Origin of the sequence: Pantoea sp. M_10 (assembly GCF_008631515.1) — a bacterium.
In the GTDB taxonomy this organism is placed as follows: Bacteria; Pseudomonadota; Gammaproteobacteria; order Enterobacterales; family Enterobacteriaceae; genus Pantoea; species Pantoea anthophila.
Genome location: NZ_VWUL01000005.1, coordinates 134,373 through 158,844 on the forward strand (window position 1 = coordinate 134,373; position 24,472 = coordinate 158,844).

A 24,472-nucleotide genomic window follows, 5' to 3' on the forward strand; every position below is an offset into this window, starting at 1 on the left:
CTTCTGGCCCTGACGTCACGTCAGGGCCACATTCGCGAAGCGTCAGCGTACATAGAAGTAGATGGCGCAGAAATGACAGAGTGAGCCGCCCAGTACGAATCCATGCCAGATGGCATGATTGTAGGGAATGCGGCGTGCCACATAGAAAATCACCCCCAGCGAGTAGATTATCCCGCCTGCTGCCAGCAGCCAGATACAGGCTGGCGGCATAATCATGGCCAGCTGATAAACCACGATCAGCGACAGCCACCCCATACAGAGATAGGTCACCAGCGACAGCACTTTAAAGCGATGGGCAATGGTAAGCTTAAACAGAATACCGGCCAGCGCCAGCCCCCAGATTACCGCCATTAATCCATACGCCAGCGGCGTCCTGAGTCCCACCAGCAGAAACGGCGTGTAGGTTCCGGCGATCAGCAGATAGATCGCGCAGTGGTCAAACGTTTTCAGCCAGGGCCGGACCGGGCCATCGGGAATGGCGTGATAGAGCGTCGAAGCCAGAAACAGCAGGATCATACTGCCGCCATAAAGGCTGTAGCTGACAAAGGTCAGGGTATCCGCCTGGCGTTCGATGGCCTGATGAAGCATCAGCACCAGGCCAGCGATGCCTGACAGACAGCCCAGACCATGACTGATACTGTTGGCAATTTCTTCGCCGAACCAGTCGTCCGCTGCGGGTCGTGGTTTGTGAGAAAGTGTGGGGGTCATAAGTGTGTCCTGAACAGCGTAATCGCAGTGATAATATTCTCCAGCCGGGTTGATAACGATTTCAGTGTACACCTGTACGCTAAAATTATCTTATGAAATTCTGTAACCGTTAAACCGGCTGCTGAATCTGATAAACTGACCTCAGGTCAACCGTTCAACGAGTCATCCATGTTTTCGCACCGCGATCTCGCCCGTCTTAACGATCTGGAAATGCAGGTCTATCAGTTCATCATTAAACATCGTGAAGGCGTCAGTTATATGACCATCCGCGAACTGGCTGAGCAGGCGGGAGTCTCCACGACCACCGTGCTGCGCTTCTGCCGTAAGATGCACTGTGAAGGCTGGTCAGAATTTCGCATTCGTCTGCGCTTAGCCGAACAGCAGCATACGCCTCAGCTGAATACCGCCGGGGTGAGCGAGATGCTGAGTTTCTTTAACAGCATTAACAACCCGGCGTTTGAACAGCTCATCGCTCAGGCCGCACAGAAAATTGCTCAGGCTGAGCAGGTTTTCTTTATTGGCGTCGGCACATCAGGCAGCCTGGCGAAATATGGCGCCCGCTTTTTCTCTAACCTCGGTAAATTCAGTCACGCAATTGATGATCCCTATTATCCGATCAGTCCCGACCTCTATCAGAACGCGATTGCGATTATTTTATCCGTCTCCGGTGAAACCGAAGAGATCCTGCGTATTGCCAGCCAGTTCAGCCTGAACAAGTGCAGAATCATTGCGATAACGAATACGGAGAGCAGCTCGCTGGCGAAAATCGGCGATTTTACCCTCTGCTACCATGTGCCGATTATTCGTCTGGCTGACAACACGGATATTACGACACAGGTTCCGGTAACCTATATTATTGAGGCGATCGGCCGCCAGCTGCGAAAATAAAACAGCCTGTTTTTCACAGGTAACAAACGCCATTTCTCGCGCGGTGTTATATCGTGACTTTCATTATTGCCTTGCTACACTCATCGCAATTTCTTTATCCGGAACGGAGTGAAACATGAGTGCAGAATTGCAGTTACCCAAAGATTTTCTCTGGGGTGGCGCGGTGGCAGCGCATCAGGTTGAAGGCGGCTGGGATCAGGGCGGCAAAGGAGTCAGCATTGCAGACGTGCTGACCGGCGGTTCACATGGTGTTGATCGGGTCATTACCGATGGCGTGCAGCCCGGCCATTTCTATCCGAACCATCAGGGCGTGGAGTTCTACTCTCACTATAAAGAGGATGTCGCGCTGTTTGCTGAGATGGGCTTCAGATGTTTCCGCACCTCCATTGCCTGGACCCGCATCTTCCCGAACGGGGATGAGCAGCAGCCCAACGAAGCGGGCCTGCAATTCTATGACGACCTGTTTGATGAACTGCTGAAGTATGGCATTGAACCCGTCATCACCCTCTCTCACTTCGAAATGCCTTATCACCTGGTTAAAGAGTATGGCGGCTGGCATAACCGTAAAGTGGTCGACTTCTTTGTGCGCTTCAGTGAAGTGGTGCTGAAGCGCTATAAAAACAAAGTGAAATACTGGATGACCTTTAACGAGATCAACAACCAGCGCAACTGGCGCTATCCGCTGTTCGGATACTGCTGCTCAGGGGTGATCTTCACTGAACATGAGAAGCCTGAAGAGGCGATGTATCAGGTGATGCACCATCAGTTTGTTGCCAGCGCAAAAGTGGTGAAACTCGGACACGACATCAATCCGGACTTTCAGATTGGCTGCATGATCGCCATGGTGCCGGTCTACCCGTTCTCCTGCCATCCGGATGATGTGGCCCTGGCGCAGGAAGCGATGCATCAGCGCTATGTGTTCAGTGATGTGCAGATGCGCGGATACTATCCGGCCTATACCCTGAAAGAGTGGGCGCGCAAAGGGTATGACATTCAGATGGACGCTGACGATGCCGAAACGCTGCGTCAGGGCTGCGCAGACTACGTTGGCTTCAGCTACTACATGAGCAACGCCGTGAAGACCGATGCCAGCGGCGTTGACGATCCGATTACCGGCTTTGAAGGCGTAGTGAAAAACCCGCATGTGAAAGCCTCCGACTGGGGCTGGCAGATCGACCCGGTTGGCCTGCGCTATGCCCTGAACGACCTTTATGAACGTTATCAGAAGCCGCTGTTTATTGTGGAAAATGGCTTTGGCGCGATCGATAAGCCGGGTGCCGACGGGAAGATTGACGATGATTACCGCATCGACTATCTGCGCGCACACATTGAAGAGATGAAGAAAGCCGTCAGCTATGATGGCGTCGAGTTAATGGGCTACACCCCGTGGGGCTGCCTGGACTGCGTCTCGTTCACCACCGGACAGTACGACAAGCGTTACGGCTTTATTCATGTGAATAAAAACGATGATGGCAGCGGTGACTTTTCCCGTGCGAAGAAGAAGAGCTTCGGCTGGTATCAGCAGGTTATCGCCAGCAATGGCGAAAACCTCTGACGCGCCCCGCCGCCGCGAAACGCCTCAGCGCCCACCGGCAGCGTCAATGATGCTGCCGGTCACGTATGAGGCCGCTTCACTGGCCAGCCAGACGATCGCTTCCGCAATTTCCTCCGCTTCTCCCCCTCGTCCCATCGGAATCGCACTGGCAAGCCGGTCTACTCTGCCCGGCTCGCCGCCGTCGGCATGCATCTCTGTATAGATGAAGCCCGGCCGGACACCGTTTACCCGGATGCCCTGCTGCGCCACTTCCAGCGACAATCCTCTGGTCAGGGTATCCATCGCCCCTTTTGAAGCGGCGTAATCGACATATTCGCCCGGTGCACCGGTGCGTGACGCCGCCGATGAAACGTTCACGATCGCCCCGCCCTGGCCGCCATGATGGGTACCCATCCGCTTAACCGCCTCCCGGCAGCAGAGAAAGGTGCCGATAACATTGGTGGCAAACACCTTTTGCAGACGCGCCGCATCCAGCTGTTCGGTGCGGCACTGCTGAAACAGAATACCGGCGTTGTTCACCAGCAGCGCCAGCGGTTCCGCCTGCTGATCGAGCTGCGCAAACATCGCCTTCACCGCCTCTTCATCCGCGATATCAGCCTGAATCGCAAAGGCTTCCCCGCCCTGCTGCCGGATTTGGCTGACCACCTCCTGCGCTTCTGCCTCGCGCTGGCGATAGTTCACCGCGACCCGATAACCGCGAGCGGCCAGCAGCCGCGACGTTGCCCGTCCGATGCCGCGGCTGCCTCCCGTAACCAGTGCCAGTTTCATACTGTTTCTCCATAAAAAAGGGCCGGAAACCGGCCCCTGGGGATGAGATTCTGCTGCCGCGATTTACTGATAGTCGCTGATCGGTACGCAGGAGCAGAACAGATTGCGGTCGCCAAAGACATCGTCAAGACGCTTAACCGTCGGCCAGTACTTGTTGTGGCTGCCCGCCGGAAAGACCGCCAGTTCACGGCTGTAAGGGTGAGACCACTCACCGACAATTTCCAGCTGGGTGTGCGGTGCATTCACCAGCGGGTTGTCGTCCAGCGGCCATTCACCGTCCGCCACCCGGTCAATCTCGATGCGGATCGCCAGCATCGCATCAATAAAGCGATCCAGTTCGATTTTGCTCTCCGACTCGGTTGGCTCCACCATCAGGGTGCCCGCGACCGGGAAGGACATGGTCGGCGCGTGGAAGCCGTAATCGATCAGGCGCTTGGCAATATCCAGCTCGCTGATGCCGGTCTGCTCTTTCAGCGGACGAATGTCGAGAATACATTCGTGCGCCACGCGGCCGTCGCGGCCGGTATAGAGTACCGGATAGGCGGACTGCAGGCGGCTGGCGATGTAGTTAGCATTGAGGATAGCGACCGAGCTGGCCTGTTTCAGCCCCTCGGCTCCCATCATACGAATGTACATCCAGCTGATAGGCAGGATGGAGGCGCTGCCAAACGGTGCAGCGGAAACCGCGCCCTGCTGCGTCAGCACACCGTCAATCTGCACCACGCTGTGACCCGGCACAAACGGAGCCAGATGCGCCTTGACGCCAATCGGTCCCATACCCGGACCGCCACCGCCGTGCGGGATGCAGAAGGTTTTGTGCAGATTGAGATGCGACACATCCGCGCCGATATATCCCGGCGTGGTGATGCCGACCTGCGCATTCATGTTTGCGCCATCCAGGTAGACCTGACCGCCATACTGATGAACAATCTGGCACACTTCGCGGATGGTCTCTTCGTAGACGCCATGGGTAGAGGGATAAGTCACCATGATGCAGGAGAGTTTATCACCTGCCTGAGCGGCTTTTTCGCGCAGGTCACCCAGATCGATGTTGCCCTGTTTATCACAGGCCACCACCACCACATCCATACCCGCCATCTGAGCAGAGGCCGGGTTAGTGCCGTGGGCCGAGCTGGGGATCAGGCAGAGATGGCGATCCCCCTCGCCGCGACTTTCATGATAGCGGCGGATCGCCAGCAGTCCGGCGTACTCCCCCTGCGCCCCGGAGTTAGGCTGCATACAGAGCGCATCATAGCCGGTGAGTTGCACCAGCCATTGTGAAAGCTGACCGATCATCTGCAGATAACCGGCGGCCTGTTCAGCCGGGCAGAAAGGATGCAGCTCAGCAAACTCCGGCCAGGTGATCGGGATCATCTCCGCCGCGGCATTGAGCTTCATCGTGCAGGAGCCGAGCGGGATCATCGCCTGGTTCAGCGCCAGATCTTTTTTCTCCAGGCTGTGCATGTAGCGCATCATCTCAGTTTCGCTGTGATGACGGTTGAAGACCGGATGAGTCAGAATGTCGCTCTGGCGCAGCAGGCCGGCTGGAATAGCGTGGCCTTCGCTGGCGACTTCGCCGTCGAGTTTGTCCAGGTCCGGACGCTGATCGTCACCCAGCAGAATAGCGAACAGCGTCAGAATATCTTCGCGGCAGGTGGTTTCATCCAGCGTGATACCGACCGCGTTGTGAATATCGCTGCGCAGGTTAACGCCAAAGCTCAGGGCGCGGTTCAGCACGGCGGCTTTATCCGCCACCTCGACCGTTAGCGTATCGAACCAGTGCTGATGGCGCAGCGTCAGGCCGCCCTGCTGCAGGCCGGCTGCCAGAATCGTGGTGAAGCGGTGAATGCGTGAGGCGATACGTTTAAGTCCGGCCGGGCCGTGGAACACCGCGTAGAGACCGGCAATGTTGGCCAGCAGCACCTGTGAAGTACAGATGTTGGAGTTGGCCTTTTCGCGGCGGATATGCTGCTCGCGGGTCTGCATCGCCATGCGCAGCGCCGTGTTGCCTGCGGCATCGCGCGAGACACCAATGATGCGGCCCGGCATAGAGCGTTTATGCTCATCACGGCTGGCGAAGAACGCCGCGTGAGGCCCGCCGTAACCCATAGGCACGCCGAAGCGCTGAGCCGAACCAAACACGATGTCCGCGCCCTGCTTACCTGGCGCTTCCAGCAGGACTAACGACATAAAGTCGGCGGCCACGCTGACGACCACTTTGCGCGCTTTAAGTGCGGCAATCAGAGCGCGGTAGTCGTGCGCTTCACCGGTGGTGCCCACCTGTTGCAGCAGCACGCCAAACAGATCGTCATGCTCAGGCGCTTTCTCTGCACGGTCGATAATCAGTTCAAAGCCGAACGTTTCTGCACGGGTTCGCACCACATCCAGCGTCTGCGGATGAATATCATCGGCAATGAAAAATTTATTCGCGTTTTTGAGCTTGCTGATGCGTTTTGCCATCGCCATCGCTTCGGCGGCGGCGGTCGCTTCATCCAGCAGTGAGGCGGAGGCGATATCCATGCCGGTGAGATCCAGCGTCAGCTGCTGGAAGTTCAGCAGTGCTTCCAGACGGCCCTGCGACACCTCAGGCTGATAAGGGGTGTAAGCGGTGTACCAGCCGGGATTCTCCAGCATGTTACGCAGGATCACCGGCGGGGTGATCACCGCACTGTATCCCATGCCGATCCAGGATTTGTAACGCAGATTCTGGCTGGCGATGGCTTTCAGTTCCGCGAGCGCCTGCTGTTCAGTGGCGGCTTCGCCTACCGCAGGCGGGCCTGGCAGTTGAATGTCGGCAGGCACAATGGTGCCGATTAACGCGTCCAGCGAACGGGCACCAATCGCGTCAAGCATCTGCGCCTGCTGCTCAGGTGAAGGACCGATATGGCGCTCAATAAAGGCACCGTTGTGTTCAAGCTGGCTGAGAGTCTGAGTCATTAGCAGTAAATCCTGAATCGGGCTGGGGAACCGGGGATCAAACAGAAGTCAGCGGCCTCTGCAGGAGGCCGCCTGACGATTACTCGTCGATGGAGGCTTTATAGGCATCCGCATCCAGCAGCGAGTCAAGTTCGGACGCGTCGCTGGCTTTCATTTTGAATAACCAGCCGCCGGCATAAGGCTCGCTGTTAACCTGCTCCGGTGAGTCGGTCAGCGCGTCGTTGACCGCCACAATTTCACCGCTGAGGGGCGCATAAATATCTGAAGCCGCTTTAACGGATTCCGCTACCGCACACTCTTCACCGGCTGCGAACGTCGCGCCCACTTCCGGCAGATCGACAAACACCATGTCGCCCAGTAGCTCCTGCGCATGTTCGGTAATGCCCACGGTGTAGCTGCCATCCTCTTCTTTGCGCACCCATTCGTGGCTGTCGCGGTATTTCAACGTATTCGGCACATTGCTCATTGGCCATTTCTCCTGAATAAAATTTACTGAGCGACCGGCTTACCGGCGCGGACAAAAATGGGACGGGTGACCTGTACCGGCATCTGGCGGTTACGGATCTCAACGATGGCGGCGCTGCCGACGGAAGCGGGGACGCGCGCCAGGGCGATGCTGCAACCCAGGGTCGGTGAGAAAGAACCGCTGGTAATGATCCCTTCCTGCTGCTGTCCCTGCTCATCCGTGAAACGCACCGGCTGCCCGTGACGCAGCACCCCTTTTTCCGTCATGATCAGTCCCACCAGCTTTTCCGTTCCGCGTTCACGCTGTAGCTCCAGGGCTTCCCGGCCGATGAAATCGCGGTCTGCTGGCTCCCAGCAGACGGTCCAGCCCATGTTGGCGGCCAGCGGTGAGACACCTTCATCCATCTCCTGACCATAGAGGTTCATCCCCGCTTCCAGACGCAGGGTGTCGCGCGCGCCCAGTCCGGCCGGTTTCACCCCTGCAGCCAGCAGGCGCTGCCAGAACCCCGCCGCCTCGCCTGCGGGCAGCGCAATCTCATATCCCGCTTCGCCGGTGTAACCCGTTGTAGCGATAAACAGATCGCCCGCCTGCACGCCGAAAAAGGGCTTCATCCCTGCGACGGCCTGACGCTGCTCTTCGCTGAACAGCGTCTGCGCTTTCTGCTGTGCCTGCGGACCCTGCACGGCAATTAGCGCCAGATCATCGCGTTCGGTCAGCGTAATGCCGTAGTGCTGCGCGTGCTGTGCTATCCAGGCGAGATCTTTCTCACGGGTCGCGGAGTTCACGACCAGCCGGAAGAACGTCTCGCTCATAAAGTAAACAATTAAATCGTCAATGACGCCACCCGAGGCATTGAGCATCCCAGTGTAGAGCGCCTTGCCGGGCTGGGTCAGTTTTGCCACATCGTTCGCCAGCAGGTAGCGCAGAAACTCGCGGGTACGCGGACCGGTCAGATCGACAATGGTCATGTGGGAGACATCAAACATGCCGGCGTCACTGCGCACGACATGATGTTCATCCATCTGGGAGCCGTAGTGTAAAGGCATCATCCAGCCATGAAAGTCCACCATGCGGGCACCGCAGGCCTGATGCTGTTCAAACAGAGGTGTTTGCTGAGTCATAACCATCCTGTGCAGAAGCGAATGAGTACAAAAGCGCGCCGTCATACTGTGCCGACGCAAACGTTCTCCTGAGGCTGACGTTACCACCGAATCTGGCGATTAACCATAAGCAAATCGGGGTCGAAAGCAGAGGCACAGACTAACCAGGAATTGGAGGCAACAGGATAATAAACTGCATTTTTGTGATTAATCGCGCAATAAATGCAGGCTATTTAAATATACGCAGCAAATTTATGAGGCACGACGTCCAGGTTGTTAAAAAGATCCCGCCTTAATCGCGCTTCCGGATAAAAAAAAGTAATGCGAAATCTCACGCAAAATTAGAATAAATCAAACGAGGAACCCTGCTGGTGCAGCGTTGCCTTTTTGTGGTGCAGAAGGGGGTTGAGAGATAAAAAAGCCAGCAGAAGCTGGCTTAGCAGAGGGGCAGATTTAGCGAAGCCAGGCGGGCAAATCGGTCAGGCCCATCGCCTGTTTCAGCATCATCGGTTTGACGCCCGGTAAACGGTCCGCCAGCTTCAGACCAACATCACGCAGCAGTTTTTTCGCCGGGTTGTTGCCTGCAAACATTTCGCGGAAGCCCTGCATGCCAGCCAGCATCATGGCGGCGCTGTGTTTACGGCTGCGCTCATAGCGGCGCAGATAGAGGTGCTGACCGATATCTTTGCCCTGCTGATGGAGACGCCGGATCTCACCGATCAGCTCTGCGGCGTCCATGAAGCCCAGGTTAACCCCCTGTCCTGCCAGCGGATGGATGGTGTGAGCCGCATCCCCGACCAGCGCCAGACGGTGCGCCGCGAAGTTGCGGGCGTAGCGTGCCACCAGCGGAAACGTTTTGCGCTCGCTTTCCAACTGGCAGAGGCCGAGGCGCATATCAAACGCCACGGAGAGCTGCTGGTTGAACAGCGCGTCCGGCATGGTTTCCAGGCGGCTGGCTTCCTGAGGCGACAGCGACCAGACGATAGAGCTGAGGTGTGGGTCCTGCATCGGCAGGAACGCCAGTATGCCGTCGCCGTGGAACACCTGACGCGCCACCGCGTCGTGAGGTTGTTCGGTGCGAACGTTAGCCACCAACGCATGGTGGTCGTAATCCCAGAAGGTCAGTGGAATATCCGCTTTGTTGCGCAGCCAGGAGTTTGCGCCATCAGCAGCAATCATTAAGCGCGCGCTTAGCATGCTGCCATCCTGCAGCGTGATAAAGGCTTCGTTGTCACCAAATGCCACCTGCTGCAACTGCGAAGGCGCCATCAGCGTGACGTCACTGCAGGTGCTGGCGCGTTGCCAGAGCGCGCTCTGGATCACCGGATTCTCGATGATATGGCCAAGATGCGACAGGCCCTGCTGCTCATCATCAAACGCGATGGCTCCAAAACTGTCCTTCTCCCACACTTCCATACCGTGATAGGGGCTGGCGCGCAGGGAAAGGATGGTTGACCAGACATCCAGCTTCTGCAGCAGACGCTCACTGGCGGCATTAATTGCCGAAACACGGACGGAGGGTGACGCGCTCAGCGCCAGGGGCGGCTCCGGCGATTTTTCCAGTACGGCGATGCGCAGTCCACTGCCCTGCAAGCCGCAGGCGACAGCCAGCCCCACCATTCCGCCACCGGCAATCACCACATCAAAAGTTTGCATCTGAGCCTCTTTATTAACGCTTAACCCAGCCAAGCGTGCGCTCAGCCAGTTGATTTCGTAGCCACGGCAGATGGTCCATCGCCAGCAGGCCCAGGTTACGTCCTGCCACCAGCGGGGCGTAACGATTGGCAAAGACGCGAACCAGCCCGTCTGTGATGCCAATGGTGGCGGCACGGTCCGACTGCCGGCGTTGCTGATAGTGATTCAGGACCGCATAGCTGCCGGGGTCCTGCTGTTGCCGATGGGCAGCGGCCAGCGTTTCCGCCAGCGACATCACGTCGCGCAGGCCCAGGTTAAAGCCCTGCCCGGCAATCGGATGCAGCGTCTGTGCCGCATTGCCCACCACCGCCACGCGATGCGTTACCGTCTGCACCGCCTGGTGCAGCGCCAGCGGGTAGCATTCGCGCTGACCGGTGTGGGTGAATCTCCCCAGCCGCCAGCCAAAGGCGCGCTGCAACTCGCTGAGGAATTCAGCATCACTCCACTGCACTATTTTTTCGCGCTGCGACGCCGGATGGCACCAGACCAGCGACAGACGGTTCCCGGACATCGGCAACAGCGCCAGCGGGCCATGCTCGGTGAAACGTTCAAATGCCCGGCCCTGATGAGGCAGCGCGGTGGAGACGTTGGCGATAACCGCCAGCTGCTGATACGCCTCAGTCTGCCACTGGATGCCACAGGATGCCGCCAGTGCAGAGCGTGTGCCATCTGCCGCCACCAGCACTTTTCCGCTGAGTTGCTCGCCGTTGTCCAGCGTCACCTCAACCTGCTCATCACTGCGGGTTGCCTGAGTCACACGAGCCGGACAGCGCAACGTCACGCCCGGCGCTTTTTTCAGTTCAGCAAACAGCCGCTGACCGACGTCAAACAGCTCGACAACCTGCCCCAGCGCCGGAATCTCATAGTCAGCCGCCGCCATCGAGACAAAGCCTGCGTGGCCGCGGTCGGAGACATGGATATCAGTAATCGGCGTGGCACAGCTGGCGATGCGCTGCCAGAGGTTAATCGCCGCCAGCTGCTGGCAGGTGCCGGCTGAGAGCGCAATCGCCCGGCCATCAAAGCCGGGGTGCGCCCGGCTGGCAGGCTCGCTGCGCTCGATCAGCGTCACCGGCAGTTTGCCCTGAGTGAGATGGGAGATCGCCAGCGCCAGCGTCGCCCCGGTCATGCCGCCACCGGCAATCAGAATCGTCATGCCTGTTTAGCCGCCGCCATCAGCGCCTCAATCTCATCGGCCTCTTTCACGACGCTGTCGGTGAGATTTTCAATGCCCTCTTCGGTGATCACGATGTCATCTTCGATACGGATACCGATGCCGCGATACGCCACAGGGACATCCGCATCCGGTGCGATGTAGAGGCCCGGTTCAACCGTTAACACCATGCCCGGCTCCAGTATCCGGTCGCGGCTCGGCGTGCCGTAGTGGCCAACATCGTGAACATCCAGCCCCAGCCAGTGGCCCAGACCATGCATGTAGAACTGACGATGCGCCTCTTCGGCAATCAGCGTATCGACGTCACCGTCGAGAATGCCCAGCTCAACCAGGCCGGTGATCATAATGCGTACGACTTCATCGTTGACTTCGCGAATGCTGATGCCAGGCCGGAACATCTCCAGCGCCCGGTTCAGTGAAGCCAGAACGATGTCATAAATCGCGCGCTGCGCCGGGCTGAATTTGCCGTTAACCGGGAAGGTGCGGGTGATATCCCCGGCATAGCCGTGGAACTCGCAGCCGGCATCGATCAGCACCAGATCGCCGTCGCGCATTTCACTTTCATTTTCGGTGTAGTGCAGAATGCAGCCGTTTTCTCCGGCACCGACAATGGTGTTGTAGGCCGGGAAGCGCGCGCCATGACGGGCAAATTCGTGATGAATCTCTCCCTCCAGCTGATACTCAAACATGCCTGGCTGGCAGGCCAGCATGGCACGCGTATGGGCCAGGGCACTGATCTTCCCGGCGCGACGCATCAGCTCGATTTCATCCGCATCCTTGAACAGGCGCATCTCATGCACCCAGGGACGCCAGTCGGTCAGGGTGGCAGGCGCGCTGAGGTTCTGGCGGAACCCACGACGCAGTTTTTCCAGGGCGCTGAATACCAGGGCATCGGCATGGCTGTAGTCACCCTGTGCGTGGTAGATCACATCCAGGCCGTTGAGCAGCAGGTGCAGCTGTTCGCCAATGTCGTCCCAGGGCAAGGCGCGATCCACGCCCAGTTTCGCAGGAGCCGCCTCCTGACCCAGCCGACGGCCAGACCAGATCTCTGCCGTGAGGTCACGCACGCGGTTAAACAGCACGCTGTGGTTGTGATTCTCATCGCTTTTGATCAGGACCAGCAGCGCCTGCGGCTCGTTAAAACCGGTGAAATAGCTGAAATCGCTGCTCTGACGAAACGGATACTCGGTGTCATTACTGCGCGTCACTTCAGGCGCAGCAAAAATTAACGCGGCGCTGCCTGGCGCCATCTTCGCTAACAGCGCCTGACGGCGCTGCAGGAATCGTTCCAGTGAAATCATCTCTGCACTCCCTGTAAACTGACCGGTTAAACTCGTTGACCTGAAACGCCTGACTTAATGCAGCGTCGGCTTTTGCACTTCTGGCGCAGTGGGCTGTGGGCGGGTAAAGGTGTCATGACACAGCAGGGCTGCCACGCGCACATACTCAATCACCTCTTCCAGCGACTGCTCCAGCTCCTCCTGGTCTTCATCCTCTTCATAACCGAGCTGAGCGATGGTGCGCAGGTCATCAATGGCTTCGCCGGTTTCACCGGTGACCTTATCCAGTTTAGGCTGTGTTACGCCCAGGCCGAGCAGAAAATGGTTCACCCAGCCCGCCAGCGCATCGGCACGGTCAAAGACGGTGATGTCATCATCAGCGGGCAGCAGCAGCTGAAACAGAAAGCCTTCATCTTCCAGCGTGGTCGCCGTGTGCGCGTGCAGTTCTGTCAGTGGCACTGCGAGAGAGTGAGAAAACGCCATGCCTTCGTTAGCCAGATCGTGGACCAGCGTCTTCCAGCTGGTGTCCTGGTTACCGCCGCAGAGGATCCCACTCAGCAGGCCGTGCATTTCTGCGGGCGTCATTCCAACACCCTGCTGTGAGAGCACCGCCGCAAGCGCGTTGTAATCGGGGGTTGCGTTCTGTAAGGACATAAGTTTTCATCGTCGTTGGCAGAATAAGTTCGTGTTATGCTACCACTAGCTGCCTCAAGGTTTCCAGAAAAGGGGTTGTATCTTATTTCGTGGGTCTATATAGTTGCCCGCCTCCCAAGCCATTGACTGCTAAGGGAGTTGCGAGCGAAGTAATCAGTCAGGAAGGTGGCATGTCTGCACAACCGGTAGATTTACAAATTTTTGGTCGTTCGTTAAGAGTGAATTGTCCGCCAGAGCAGCAAGATGCGCTCAATAGTGCGGCTGACGATCTCAATCAGCGGTTGCAAGATTTAAAAGTTCGCACTAGAGTCACAAATACAGAGCAACTGGTGTTCATCGCCGCGTTAAACGTCTGCCATGAGCTGGCGCAAGAGAAAGTGAAAACGCGCGATTATGCTGCTAATATGGAACAGCGTATCCGTATGCTGCAGCAGACGATTGAGCAGGCGTTAGTTGAGCAGGGTCGCATAACCGACCGCCAGGATGCGAAGTTCGAATAAAACTTCATGGTTGCTGTGCTACAGTAACGGTGAGGTAAATTTTCTCTGAGATGTTTGCAAGTGGGCCAGTCCCCTGAGCCGATATTTCGAAAAAACAGAATGTGACGCTCTGTAACCTGTGTGCATGCTCGGTCCGTCCGAGAAGCCTGATGGTTACGACGGCATGTTCACCTTGAACCAAGGGTTCAAGGGTTACAGCCTACGGCGGCATCTCGGAGATCTCCCTTTCAGCACTCCTGCTTTTTTCCCCCGACCGACATGTTATAGTCGCTGAACAGCGACTTATCCGGCGGGGAAATCATGTCTGAACCTTCCATCTCTGCACCTTCCATGTTACAGCGTCAGGAAATTCGCCAGCAGGTGCGTCATCTGCGCCGGGCGCTGACGGACGAGCAGCAGGCCCAGGCGGCCGAACAGCTTGCGGAGCTGGCTCTGAACTACGCCCCGCTCACTGCCGCACAAAATATTGCCCTGTTTCTGTCGGTGGATGGGGAGCTCAACACCCGTCCGCTGATTGCCCGGTTGTGGCATCTGAAAAAAACGGTCTGTCTGCCGGTTTTGCACCCCTTCTCTCCCGGTAATTTACTGTTTCTGCGCTATTCGCCCGATACCCCCTTGCAGACCAATAAGCTGCGTATTCCCGAACCGCCGCTGGATATCCGGCAATTGATCACCCTGGATCAGCTGGATCTGATGATGGTGCCGCTGGTGGCGTTTGATCACGCCGGTCAGCGTCTGGGGATGGGCGGAGGCTTCTACGATCGCACGCTGCAGAACTGGCGGCAGCACGGCTTTTTGCCCGTGGGTCTGGCCCACGATTGTCAGCAGGTTGACAGCCTGCCGGTGGCAGAATGGGATGTGCCTTTGCCGGCCGTAATGACGCCGTCAAAGCTGTGGCAGTGGGAGTAGAGGAAGTGGTGTTACGACACTTTCAGACGGCTTAAACCTCTGTCCGGGCGCATCTGTCTGCAATGAAACCTGAAGAGACGCGATTAAGCGCCTCTCCAGACGGGTAGCGCTTAGTAAAGTAAACGCGCGCGGATAGTCCCCGGAATAGCCTTCATCAGCTGCAGAGCTTTCTCAGCCACTTCCGGCTCAGCATCGATATCGATGACCACATAGCCCATAAATGGCGACGTCTGCAGATACTGAGCGGCGATGTTAATGCCCTGCTCGGCGAAAATCTGGTTGATCGCCGTCAGCACGCCCGGACGGTTCTCGTGGATGTGCAGCAGACGGCTGGCGCTGATGCCGTGGATCGGCAGTGAAACTTCCGGGAAGTTGACCGCCGACAGGGTGGAACCGTTGTCGGAGTATTTCGCCAGCTTGCCCGCAACTTCAATACCGATGTTCTCCTGCGCTTCTTCTGTCGAACCGCCAATGTGCGGCGTCAGGATCACGTTGTCGAACTCACTCAGCGGAGAGATAAAGGGATCGCTGTTGGTGGCTGGCTCGACCGGGAAGACGTCGATGGCCGCGCCTCCCACATGCTTGCTGGCCAGTGCCTCGCACAGCGCCGGGATATCCACAACCGTGCCGCGAGAGGCGTTAATCAGCAGCGCGCCAGGCTTCATCTGCGCCAGCTGCTCCGCCCCGATCATATCCTGTGTCGACACGGTTTCCGGTACGTGCAGGCTCACAACGTCGCTCATGTTGAGCAGTTCCGCCAGATGGCGAACCTGAGTGGCGTTACCCAGCGGCAGCTTGTTTTCAATGTCGTAGAAGAAAACGTGCATGCCCAGGCTCTCTGCCAGCACGCCCAGCTGCATCCCGATATGGCCGTAACCGATGATGCCGAGTTTTTTCCCACGCGCTTCGAATGAGCCTTTGGCATTCTTGTTCCAGATACCACGGTGCGCTTTGGCGTTCGCTTCCGGGATACCACGCAGCATCAGCAGCATCTCACCAATCACCAGTTCAGCGACCGAGCGGGTATTGGAGAACGGCGCATTGAAGACCGGAATCCCGCGGCTGGCGGCGGCCTGCAGGTCAACCTGGTTGGTTCCGATACAGAAACAGCCGACAGCGACCAGCTTTTCAGCTGCCGCAAAAATCTCTTCAGTGAGCTGGGAGCGGGAACGGATACCAATGAAGTGCGCATCACGGATGGAGGCTTTTAATGCGTCAGCGTCCAGCGCGCCCTTGTGAAATTCGATGTTGGTGTAGCCTGCAGCCCGCAGGTTGTCCAGCGCGCTCTGATGCACACCCTCCACCAGCAGGAACTTAATCTTATCTTTATCCAGTGATACCTTTGCCATTTCCCGATCCTATTCAGCATTCAATGAGGAGTACCATAAGCCAGCCTTCTGTCAAAATATCAAAAAAATCGCGTCGGGCAATACAAACGATTGCCCGGGAGCCAGCACGGCAACGGCTGGCAGCACCACAATGCCAGACAAAATCACGGGGTCAGGGTTGAAGAGAGAATGAAACCGTTGCGGATAACGGTTATGTGACATAAGTCACCAAATTTCACCCGGGCGAGAAAAGATGATTTGCAGGCAGAAATAAGCGGCGCCGTATCGACGCCGGACAGATCATTTTTTGATGGTTTTCACGCCATCCGGACCGCCAATCAGCGCAATATCGGCGCCGCGTGCGGCAAACAGGCCCACGGTGACCACGCCAGGCAAAGCGTTGATGCTCTTTTCCAGCGCAATCGGATCGAGAATAGTCAGATTATGCACGTCGAGAATGATGTTGCCGTTATCGGTGATGACATTCTGGCGATACTCCGGCAGGCCGCCCATTTTAACCAGCTCACGCGCAACGTAACTGCGCGCCATCGGGATCACCTCGATCGGCAGCGGGAAGCGGCCCAGCACATCGACCTCTTTAGAGGCGTCGGCGATACAGATAAAGGTCTGCGCCACCGCGGCCACGATCTTTTCACGGGTCAGCGCCGCGCCACCGCCTTTGATCATCTGCATCTGCGGGTTGATCTCATCCGCACCATCGACGTAAACCGACAGCAGATCGATCTCGTTCAGGTCAAACACCGGAATGCCCAGGCTTTTCAGTTTCAGGGTCGAGGCATCCGAGCTGGAAACGGCACCTTCGATCTGATGCGTGACTGTGGCAAGCGCATCGATAAAGTGGGCAGCGGTGGATCCGGTGCCTACGCCAACAACCGTACCCGGCTGCACGTACTCAAGTGCAGCCCAGCCAACGGCTTTTTTCAGTTCATCCTGGGTCATGGTATGTTTAAAACCTGTGCGACAACGAAGTGCGCGTAGTATAAAACAAGGCTGGCTGAAAATGCTCGGCTGACCGACGCGGATTTAACGCTTTGGAAGCCAGCCCACAAAAAACAGGTGAGCCATCACAGGCGGCACTTTTGTGGCATAGTGACGTCCACCCTGAAGGAGAGAGAAGAATAATGAAACGCCCGGATTATCGAACGCTTCAGGCGCTGGATTCAGTGATCCGCGAACGCGGATTTGAGCGAGCCGCACAGAAACTCTGCATCACCCAGTCGGCGGTGTCTCAGCGTATCAAGCAGCTGGAGAACCTGTTTGGTCAGCCGCTGCTGGTGCGCACCGTGCCGCCGCGTCCGACCGAACAGGGCCAGAAACTGCTCGCATTACTGCATCAGGTCGAGCTGCTGGAAGAGGAGTGGCTGGGTGATGAGAACAGTGGAACCACGCCGCTGCTGCTGTCGCTGGCGGTCAACGCCGACAGTCTGGCGACCTGGCTGCTGCCCGCCCTGAAAGATGTGCTGGCCGACTCGCCCGTGCGCCTGAATCTGCAGGTGGAAGATGAAACCCGCACCCAGGAGCGTCTGCGCCGCGGTGAGGTGGTGGGCGCGGTCAGTATTCAGCCGCAGCCGCTGCCCAGCTGCCTGGTGGACCAGCTCGGCGCGCTCGACTATCTGTTTGTGGCGTCGCGCGACTTTGCCGATCGCTTCTTCCCCAACGGGGTGACCCGCTCTGCCCTGCTGAAGGCGCCTGCGGTCGCGTTCGACCACCTTGATGATATGCATCAGGCCTTTCTGCAGCAGAATTTCGACCTCTCACCCGGGAGCGTGCCCTGCCACATCGTCAACTCATCGGAAGCCTTTGTGCAGATGGCGCGACAGGGGTCGACCTGCTGTATGATTCCGCATCTGCAGATTGAGCGCGAGCTGGCAAGCGGGGAGCTAATCGATTTGACGCCTGGCCTGTATCAGCGCCGGATGCTCTACTGGCATCGTTTTGCGCCGGAGAGCCGTCTGATGCGTCGGGTCACCGATGCGCTGATAGCGCATGGACATCGGGTGCTGCGTCAGGATGACGTGGCAGCCTGAAAACAAAAACGGGGCGAAAGCCCCGTTTTTGTTGCTGACAAATCGGGATAAAGAAGACCCTTACAACAACAGAAAAGTTAAACGCGCAGGGAGCAGGGTCAGAAGAGGAAAGCGTCCCGCGCCAGGGATGGTGCGGGCCGAGCGGCCAGGGATTGGCCTTAGCGACTTTCCGATCTGACCCTGTTTCCTGTGCAGGCACCGTCTCACAGCGAACCGGGCCAGGTTTTGTCAACAATTTCAAACGGGACATCAGCCCCGTTTTGCATTATGGCGCGTTAGGCTTGAGTTCAAACACCACATCGACCTGATCGTCAAAGTTAATGCTCTGCTGATCGTAGGTTTCCTGGGCTGAGGTATCGGCTGCTGCCGCCGCTTTATACATGCGGTTCATCGGCATCGGCTGATAGTTAGCGACCTGATAGCGGATGCTGTAGATTGGGCCCAGCTTCGCGTTAAAGCCTTCAGCCAGCTGTGAGGCCTGCTGAGTCGCATTTTTAATCGCCGCTTTACGTGCCTGCTCTTTGTAGCTCTCCGGGTTTGCCACGCCTAACTCGACGCTGCGCACCTCGTTCAGACCCGATTTCAGTGCCCCATCCAGCAGATCGTTCAGCTTGTCCAGCTGACGCAGAGTGACCTGAACCTGACGCACCGCACGATAGCCTTTCAGGACAGATTTGCCCTCTTTGGTGTAATCGTACTCTGGCTGGGTACTCAGGTTAGCCGCATCGATATCTTTCTTCTCAATGCCGTTTTTCTGCAGAAAGTCGAAATATTGTGCAACCCGGCTGTCCGCCTGCTTTTTCGCATCGGCGGCATCTTTGGATGAGACATTCACCACGATAGAGAGCGTGGCGATATCGGGACGGGCATCGACTGTTGCCTTGCCTGAGGTCACCACGTGCGGCCCATTTGGTAACTCATCAGCGTGTACGCCAGGCAGTGCTCCGGCGCTCATGATTGCGGCCAGAGCCAATGCTTTCAGTTTCATGAAAGTCCTCCTTGAAAAGGTCACTATGACGGCTTCTAACCGGCGAAGCCCAGCAGCGCATCGGGATGCACCATGCTTTGAGTGGTCATTATGGCAAAAGTTCGCCAGCGGTGCGGCAATAACCGCAGGCTGTTCGCGTTCTGTTCAGAAAGCGGCGATACCCTGGCGCGCCAGTTGCAGGGCAATGAACCACATCACTGCACCGACCAGCAGGTTAATGATGCGCTGTGCCGTCGCGGTGCGCAGACGCGGTGAGAGCCACGCGGCCAGCAGGGCCAGGCCAAAAAACCACAGGACAGAGGCGCTGATGGTTCCCAGCGCGAACCACTGACGCGCCGCGGTGGTCGGCAACTGACCGCCAAGGCTGCCCAGCACCACAAAGGTATCAAGATAGACGTGCGGGTTGAGCCAGGTCACCGCCAGCAGCGTCGCCACGATCCGTCCCCTGCTCTGCCTGCGCGACGTCCCCTCTGCCAGATCGACATCGCCGCGAAAGGCGTGACGCAGCGCGCCCCAGCCGTACCAAAGCAGAAAGGCCACGCCCGCCCAGGTGATTGCCCCCAGCAGCAGCGGAGAGTGACTGAGGAGTGCACTTCCGCCGAAAATACCGCCGCAAATCAGCAGAATATCGCTCAGCGAGCAGAGCGCCGCTGTCATGAGGTGGTACTGCCGCTTTACCCCCTGATTCATGACAAAGGCGTTCTGCGGACCCAGCGGCAGAATCAGTGCGGCACCCAGGGCAAGCCCCTGAAAGTAGAGAGATATCACAGAATTATGTCCTCACATCGTCAGATGTGAAGCAGTATAAGAGGGGGCGATGATTAGCGGAAATTGAAAGAATTAATCTGCGATTAGCAAAATGAATGGGCGACCGGTGTCGCCCATAAAACGATTACTCCGGCTGGGCCTGTGGCGCGATTGTCTCTGGCGCGGCGGTCTCCGGCTTTTTAACACGGTGCAGATGCACATCCATCTGTGGATAAGGAATGCCAATCCCTTTTCCATCCAGCGCACGCTTAAAGTTCTTCAGCAGATCCCAGTAAACATCCTGCAGGTCTCCGCTGTTGCTCCAGCAGCGCACCACAAAGTTCATTGAGGAGGCCGCCAGCTCATTCAGACCCACCTGCACGCCTTTCTCCTGCAGAACACGGCTATCAGCATCAACCACTTCGCGCAGCAGCGTCAGCACCTGATCAACATCCGCATCGTAAGAGACACCAATGATAAATTCATTGCGGCGTATCGGCTCGCGCGAGAAGTTAACGATATTACCGGTGATGATTTTACCGTTAGGCACCACCACCAGCTTGCCGTCAGCCGATTTGAGGGTCGTGGAGAAGATCTGTACGTTCATGACCGTACCCATGATGCCGCCCAGATCGACAAACTCACCGGCCCGGAAGTGGCGGAAAATCACCAGCAGCACACCCGCCGCGAGGTTTGACAGGGAATCTTTTAATGCCAGGCCTACAGCCAGACCGGCTGCACCCAGAATAGCGATGACCGAGGTGGTCTGGACGCCGATACGCCCCAGTGCGGCGATAAGCGTGAACGCGATAATGCCATAGCGTACCAGCGCAGACAGGAAGTCAGCGACCGTGGTATCAATGTGACGCGCGCGCAGCAGACGATTGACCGCATTGGCGATGATGCGCGCAATCATCAGCCCTACCACGATAATCGCAATCGCGGCGACGATGTTTACCGCATAGCTAATCAGGAGTTCCTGATTTCGTATAATCCAGTTTCCCGCGTTGTTGATTTCATCGATCATGCCCGTATCCTGCATGTAACCATCCTGTAATTAAATCCCAAAGGGAATGAGACCACATTGTCAGAACCGCTCTGACAATCCCTGACAAAAGGGTAAACAATAAATGCCGGTGTGCCAAACCTGCATGACCTCTGACATAAATCTGCTGAAAAAAAGGCAAAAAAAAGGCCCTTTCGGGCCTTTTTTATACGGTAACCACCAGGGTGTTACAGTACGTCGACAGCGTTAAGCTCTTTGAAAGCCTGCTCCAGACGGACCACCATAGACGCCTGGGCAGAACGCAGCCAGACGCGTGGGTCGTAGTATTTTTTGTTTGGCTTGTCGTCGCCTTCCGGGTTACCCAGTTGCGACTGCAGATAGCCTTCGTTCTTTTTGTAGTACTGCAGAATGCCGTCCCAGGTTGCCCACTGGGTATCGGTATCGATGTTCATCTTGATCACGCCGTAGCTGATAGACTCTTCGATCTCTGCTGCTGAAGAACCTGAACCGCCGTGGAAAACGAAGTCCAGCGCGTTGTGCGGCAGGCCATGTTTTTCACACACAAACTTCTGCGAATCACGCAGAATGGTCGGGGTCAGTTTCACGTTGCCTGGCTTGTACACGCCGTGGACGTTACCGAATGACGCCGCAATGGTGAAGCGCGGGCTGATCGCATGCAGTTTTTCGTACGCGTAATTCACATCTTCTGGCTGGGTGTAGAGTGCAGATGCGTCCATGTGGCTGTTATCAACGCCATCTTCTTCACCGCCGGTGCAGCCCAGTTCAATCTCCAGGGTCATGTCGAGTTTCGCCATGCGCGCCAGGTATTTGCTGCTGATTTCGATGTTCTCTTCCAGAGACTCTTCTGACAGGTCGATCATGTGAGAAGAGAACAGCGGTTTACCGTTTTTCTGGTAGTACTCTTCACCCGCGTCCAGCAGACCGTCGATCCACGGCAGCAGTTTCTTGGCACAATGGTCAGTGTGCAGAATTACCGGCACGCCATACTGCTCAGCCATCAGGTGAACATGGTGTGCACCCGAGATTGCACCGAAAATAGCGGCGCCCTGTGGTTTATCAGTCTTGAAACCTTTACCCGCGATGAAAGCCGCACCACCGTTGGAGAACTGAATGATGATTGGTGCTTTAACTTTCGCAGCTGCTTCCAGTGCGGCATTGATAGAGTCGGTGCCGACGCAGTTTACGGCTGGCAGTGCGAATTTGTTCTCTTTCGCGACTTTGAAGATCTTCTGTACGTCATCACCAGTGACAACGCCGGGTTTTACGAAATCAAAAATTTTAGACATGATTGTGTCCTGTTTCGTGACCGTTGTTCCCCTTAAGGAACGTCGATTTAAACGCCCAGACGGGCAAGACTTCAGGCGATGCCGCAGGGCATCACCCCCAAAGGTTTACTGCTTCGCACGCTCTTCCAGCATGGCGACGGCAGGCAGTTTCTTGCCTTCCACGAACTCAAGGAACGCGCCGCCACCGGTAGAGATGTAGGAAATTTTGTCTTCGATACCGAACAGGTCGATCGCCGCTAAGGTGTCGCCGCCGCCAGCCACAGAGAACGCCTCACTGTCTGCAATAGCGTTCGCCACGATTTCGGTGCCTTTACGGAAGTTAGGGAACTCGAATACGCCCACCGGGCCATTCCATAGGATGGTTTTCGCATCCTTCAGGATGGCAGCCATCGCCTGTGCGGTTTCGTCACCGAAGTCCATAATCTCTTCGTTATCCGCCACTTCCGAAACCTTTTTCACGGTCGCTGGTGCAGTTTCGGAGAATTCCGTGCCGACACGTGAGTCAGTCGGAACCGGAATACCGTGCTGATCGCGCAGGCCTTTCGCTGCTTCAACGAAGTCTGGCTCATACAGGGATTTACCGACTTTATTGTCGATAGCCACGAAGGTGTTGGCGATGCCGCCGCCGACAATCACGGTGTCCGCGATTTTGACCAGCGACTGCAGCACATCAAATTTGGTTGAAACTTTAGAACCGCCTACGACAGCGACCAGCGGACGCTCAGGGTTGGTCATCACCTTGCCCAGCGCTTCCAGTTCAGCGGAGAGCAGCGGACCGGCACAGGCAACAGGCGCAAATTTGCCGACGCCGTGAGTAGAGGCCTGCGCGCGGTGTGCAGTACCAAATGCATCCATCACGAAGACGTCGCACAGGGCAGCATATTTTTTAGACAGCGCTTCGTCGTCTTTCTTCTCGCCTTTGTTAAAGCGAACGTTTTCCAGCACCACCAGTTCGCCAGCGCCCACTTCCACGCCATCGAGGTAATCTTTTGCCAGGGTCACATTGGTGCCGCTCAGCTTCTCTTTCAGGTAGTTCACGACCGGCAGCAGCGAGAACTCTTCGTTGTATTCACCTTCGGTCGGACGACCCAGGTGAGAGGTAACCATTACTTTCGCGCCCTGTTTCAACGCCGCTTCAATGGTGGGCAGAGAAGCACGGATACGTGCATCAGACGTCACTTTACCTTCTTTAACCGGTACGTTGAGATCGGCACGGATCAGCACGCGTTTGCCAGCCAGATCCAGATCGGTCATCTTAATTACAGACATGGTGAACCCTCTCGTTGATTCTCATAAGTTTTGCCAGACGCAAACCGCGTCTTACCTGAAACCGCTTGCGGCCATGGCTAACGTCGTGTCGAGCATTCGGTTAGCAAAGCCCCATTCGTTGTCACACCAGACCAGGGTCTTGATAAGGTGTTGACCGCTGACCCGCGTTTGCGTTCCGTCCACAATGGCGCTGTGCGGATCATGGTTAAAATCTACTGAGACTAACGGTAATTCCGTATAGTCAACTATACCACGAAATGCCCCCTCTGCCGCGCTTTGCAACAGGGTGTTAACCTCGCACGCCTTCACTGCCTGACGAACAGAAACGCTGAGATCAATAGCCGTCACGTTGATCGTCGGGACGCGAACCGCTATCGCCTCAAAGCGATCGTTGAATTTCGGAAAAATGCGGGTGATGCCCGCCGCCAGCCGGGTGTCGACCGGAATGATCGACTGGCTGGCTGCACGGGTGCGGCGCAGATCGCTGTGATAAGCGTCGATCACCTGCTGATCGTGCATCGCCGAGTGAATCGTGGTGACGGTGCCGGATTCGATGCCAAACGCATCATCCAGCAGTTTAATCACCGGTATAATGCAGTTGGTGGTACAGGAGGCATTGGAGACGATTCGGTCGCTGGCGCTCAGATCCTGCTGATTAACGCCATACACCACGGTCGCGTCGAGATCGTTTCCGCCGGGATGAGAGAACAGCACTTTTTTGGCACCCGCCTGAAGATGCGCTTCGCCATCCGCGCGCGAACCGTAAACGCCGGTGCAGTCCAGTACCACATCAACGTCGAGTTCACGCCACGGCAGATCGGCAATCTCTGCACGGTGCAGAATGCGCAGGGTATCGCCCCCCACCCACATCACATCGCGCTCCTGGCGCACATCAAAAGCAAAACGGCCATGGCTGGTGTCATATTTCAACAGGTGCGCCATCCCGGTGGCTTCCGCCAGCTCGTTGATCGCCACCACCGTAATCTCCGCCCGCCGGCCCGTTTCATATAACGCGCGCAGAACGTTGCGTCCAATCCGGCCAAAACCATTTATTGCTACCCGTACCGTCATTTCTCTCCTGCCACGTCAGACTGAAAAAAACGTGCCGTTAGCCTGAGCGTTTCACTGCATTTTGTACAGGAGATTCT

The 24,472-nt window shown here is 56.9% G+C and carries 22 protein-coding genes and 1 other RNA gene; 6 read left to right on the forward strand and 17 right to left on the reverse strand.

The features are described 5' to 3' along the window. Nucleotides 1–42 precede the first annotated feature (42 nt). Entirely contained in the window at nt 43–708 is a 666-nt protein-coding gene (locus F3I47_RS15445; protein WP_140029505.1) for a hemolysin III family protein, read from the reverse strand. Nucleotides 709–876: 168 nt separating this feature from the next. Here F3I47_RS15445 and F3I47_RS15450 point away from each other — a divergent pair, with 168 nt between their 5' ends. Further along, on the forward strand, nt 877–1,596 hold the full coding sequence (locus F3I47_RS15450; protein ID WP_009087083.1) for a MurR/RpiR family transcriptional regulator: 720 nt from the start codon (nt 877–879) through the stop codon (nt 1,594–1,596). Nucleotides 1,597–1,711: 115 nt separating this feature from the next. Beyond that, nucleotides 1,712–3,151: a 6-phospho-beta-glucosidase gene (locus tag F3I47_RS15455; RefSeq protein ID WP_111208370.1), complete on the forward strand. Its 1,440-nt coding sequence runs from the start codon at nt 1,712–1,714 to the stop codon at nt 3,149–3,151. A gap of 24 nt (nt 3,152–3,175) precedes the next feature. Here the strand turns inward: F3I47_RS15455 and F3I47_RS15460 are convergent, their stop codons facing one another. The 8 genes from F3I47_RS15460 to F3I47_RS15495 all read right to left on the reverse strand — a co-directional run bounded on the left by F3I47_RS15460 (nt 3,176) and on the right by F3I47_RS15495 (nt 13,222). Continuing rightward, on the reverse strand, nt 3,176–3,919 hold the full coding sequence (locus F3I47_RS15460) for an SDR family oxidoreductase (protein WP_058958030.1): 744 nt from the start codon (nt 3,917–3,919) through the stop codon (nt 3,176–3,178). Between the two features lie 63 nt (nt 3,920–3,982). Further along, a complete protein-coding gene (gcvP, locus tag F3I47_RS15465) occupies nt 3,983–6,856 on the reverse strand; it encodes an aminomethyl-transferring glycine dehydrogenase (protein ID WP_150030161.1) in 2,874 nt (957 codons plus the stop codon). Nucleotides 6,857–6,935: 79 nt separating this feature from the next. Then, complete coding sequence (gene gcvH / locus F3I47_RS15470) at nt 6,936–7,322, reverse strand: glycine cleavage system protein GcvH (RefSeq protein WP_009087090.1); 387 nt, start codon at nt 7,320–7,322, stop codon at nt 6,936–6,938. 23 nt (nt 7,323–7,345) lie between these two features. After that, nucleotides 7,346–8,443 carry a glycine cleavage system aminomethyltransferase GcvT gene (gene gcvT / locus F3I47_RS15475; RefSeq protein WP_058958033.1) on the reverse strand — a complete coding sequence of 366 codons (1,098 nt, stop codon included), beginning with the start codon at nt 8,441–8,443 and terminating at the stop codon, nt 7,346–7,348. A gap of 432 nt (nt 8,444–8,875) precedes the next feature. Continuing rightward, nucleotides 8,876–10,078 (reverse strand): FAD-dependent 2-octaprenylphenol hydroxylase, encoded by a 1,203-nt coding sequence (gene ubiI / locus F3I47_RS15480; RefSeq protein ID WP_058958034.1) that lies wholly within the window; start codon nt 10,076–10,078, stop codon nt 8,876–8,878. A 13-nt stretch (nt 10,079–10,091) separates the two neighbouring features. Then, on the reverse strand, nt 10,092–11,270 hold the full coding sequence (ubiH, locus tag F3I47_RS15485; RefSeq protein WP_150030160.1) for a 2-octaprenyl-6-methoxyphenyl hydroxylase: 1,179 nt from the start codon (nt 11,268–11,270) through the stop codon (nt 10,092–10,094). Beyond that, on the reverse strand, nt 11,267–12,589 hold the full coding sequence (gene pepP / locus F3I47_RS15490; protein ID WP_084690459.1) for a Xaa-Pro aminopeptidase: 1,323 nt from the start codon (nt 12,587–12,589) through the stop codon (nt 11,267–11,269). The genes ubiH and pepP overlap by 4 nt, the downstream gene beginning before the upstream one ends. A 54-nt stretch (nt 12,590–12,643) precedes the next feature. Then, complete coding sequence (locus tag F3I47_RS15495; protein ID WP_009087101.1) at nt 12,644–13,222, reverse strand: YecA family protein; 579 nt, start codon at nt 13,220–13,222, stop codon at nt 12,644–12,646. A 170-nt stretch (nt 13,223–13,392) separates the two neighbouring features. Between F3I47_RS15495 and zapA the strand changes: the two genes are divergently transcribed. The 3 genes from zapA (at nt 13,393) to F3I47_RS15510 (ending at nt 14,631) form a co-directional block, all read left to right on the forward strand. Continuing rightward, nucleotides 13,393–13,722: a cell division protein ZapA gene (gene zapA, locus F3I47_RS15500; protein WP_009087102.1), complete on the forward strand. Its 330-nt coding sequence runs from the start codon at nt 13,393–13,395 to the stop codon at nt 13,720–13,722. A 39-nt stretch (nt 13,723–13,761) separates the two neighbouring features. Further along, nucleotides 13,762–13,945, forward strand: a non-coding RNA gene (ssrS, locus tag F3I47_RS15505) — 6S RNA. 77 nt (nt 13,946–14,022) lie between these two features. After that, nucleotides 14,023–14,631, forward strand: coding sequence for a 5-formyltetrahydrofolate cyclo-ligase (locus tag F3I47_RS15510; protein WP_140924980.1), 609 nt, complete (start codon nt 14,023–14,025; stop codon nt 14,629–14,631). A 110-nt stretch (nt 14,632–14,741) separates the two neighbouring features. Here the strand turns inward: F3I47_RS15510 and serA are convergent, their stop codons facing one another. Together serA and rpiA are read right to left on the reverse strand one after the other, a co-directional pair. Continuing rightward, entirely contained in the window at nt 14,742–15,980 is a 1,239-nt protein-coding gene (gene serA, locus F3I47_RS15515; RefSeq protein WP_009087106.1) for a phosphoglycerate dehydrogenase, read from the reverse strand. 279 nt (nt 15,981–16,259) lie between these two features. Further along, on the reverse strand, nt 16,260–16,919 hold the full coding sequence (gene rpiA, locus F3I47_RS15520; protein ID WP_150030159.1) for a ribose-5-phosphate isomerase RpiA: 660 nt from the start codon (nt 16,917–16,919) through the stop codon (nt 16,260–16,262). 182 nt (nt 16,920–17,101) lie between these two features. Here rpiA and F3I47_RS15525 point away from each other — a divergent pair, with 182 nt between their 5' ends. Continuing rightward, nucleotides 17,102–18,007, forward strand: coding sequence for a LysR family transcriptional regulator ArgP (locus tag F3I47_RS15525; RefSeq protein WP_009087111.1), 906 nt, complete (start codon nt 17,102–17,104; stop codon nt 18,005–18,007). Between the two features lie 265 nt (nt 18,008–18,272). Here F3I47_RS15525 and F3I47_RS15530 read toward each other — a convergent pair whose 3' ends face one another. From F3I47_RS15530 to epd, 6 genes are all read right to left on the reverse strand, one after another. After that, a complete protein-coding gene (locus F3I47_RS15530; protein ID WP_009087113.1) occupies nt 18,273–18,995 on the reverse strand; it encodes an oxidative stress defense protein in 723 nt (240 codons plus the stop codon). A 144-nt stretch (nt 18,996–19,139) separates the two neighbouring features. Then, nucleotides 19,140–19,763 carry an arginine exporter ArgO gene (gene argO, locus F3I47_RS15535; RefSeq protein WP_058958469.1) on the reverse strand — a complete coding sequence of 208 codons (624 nt, stop codon included), beginning with the start codon at nt 19,761–19,763 and terminating at the stop codon, nt 19,140–19,142. A 124-nt stretch (nt 19,764–19,887) separates the two neighbouring features. Next, a complete protein-coding gene (gene mscS, locus F3I47_RS15540) occupies nt 19,888–20,784 on the reverse strand; it encodes a small-conductance mechanosensitive channel MscS (protein WP_046102504.1) in 897 nt (298 codons plus the stop codon). A 191-nt stretch (nt 20,785–20,975) separates the two neighbouring features. After that, on the reverse strand, nt 20,976–22,055 hold the full coding sequence (gene fbaA / locus F3I47_RS15545) for a class II fructose-bisphosphate aldolase (RefSeq protein WP_009087119.1): 1,080 nt from the start codon (nt 22,053–22,055) through the stop codon (nt 20,976–20,978). Nucleotides 22,056–22,160: 105 nt separating this feature from the next. After that, entirely contained in the window at nt 22,161–23,324 is a 1,164-nt protein-coding gene (pgk, locus tag F3I47_RS15550) for a phosphoglycerate kinase (protein ID WP_009087121.1), read from the reverse strand. Between the two features lie 51 nt (nt 23,325–23,375). Continuing rightward, nucleotides 23,376–24,395, reverse strand: coding sequence for an erythrose-4-phosphate dehydrogenase (gene epd / locus F3I47_RS15555; RefSeq protein ID WP_009087123.1), 1,020 nt, complete (start codon nt 24,393–24,395; stop codon nt 23,376–23,378). Between the last annotated feature and the right edge of the window lie 77 nt (nt 24,396–24,472).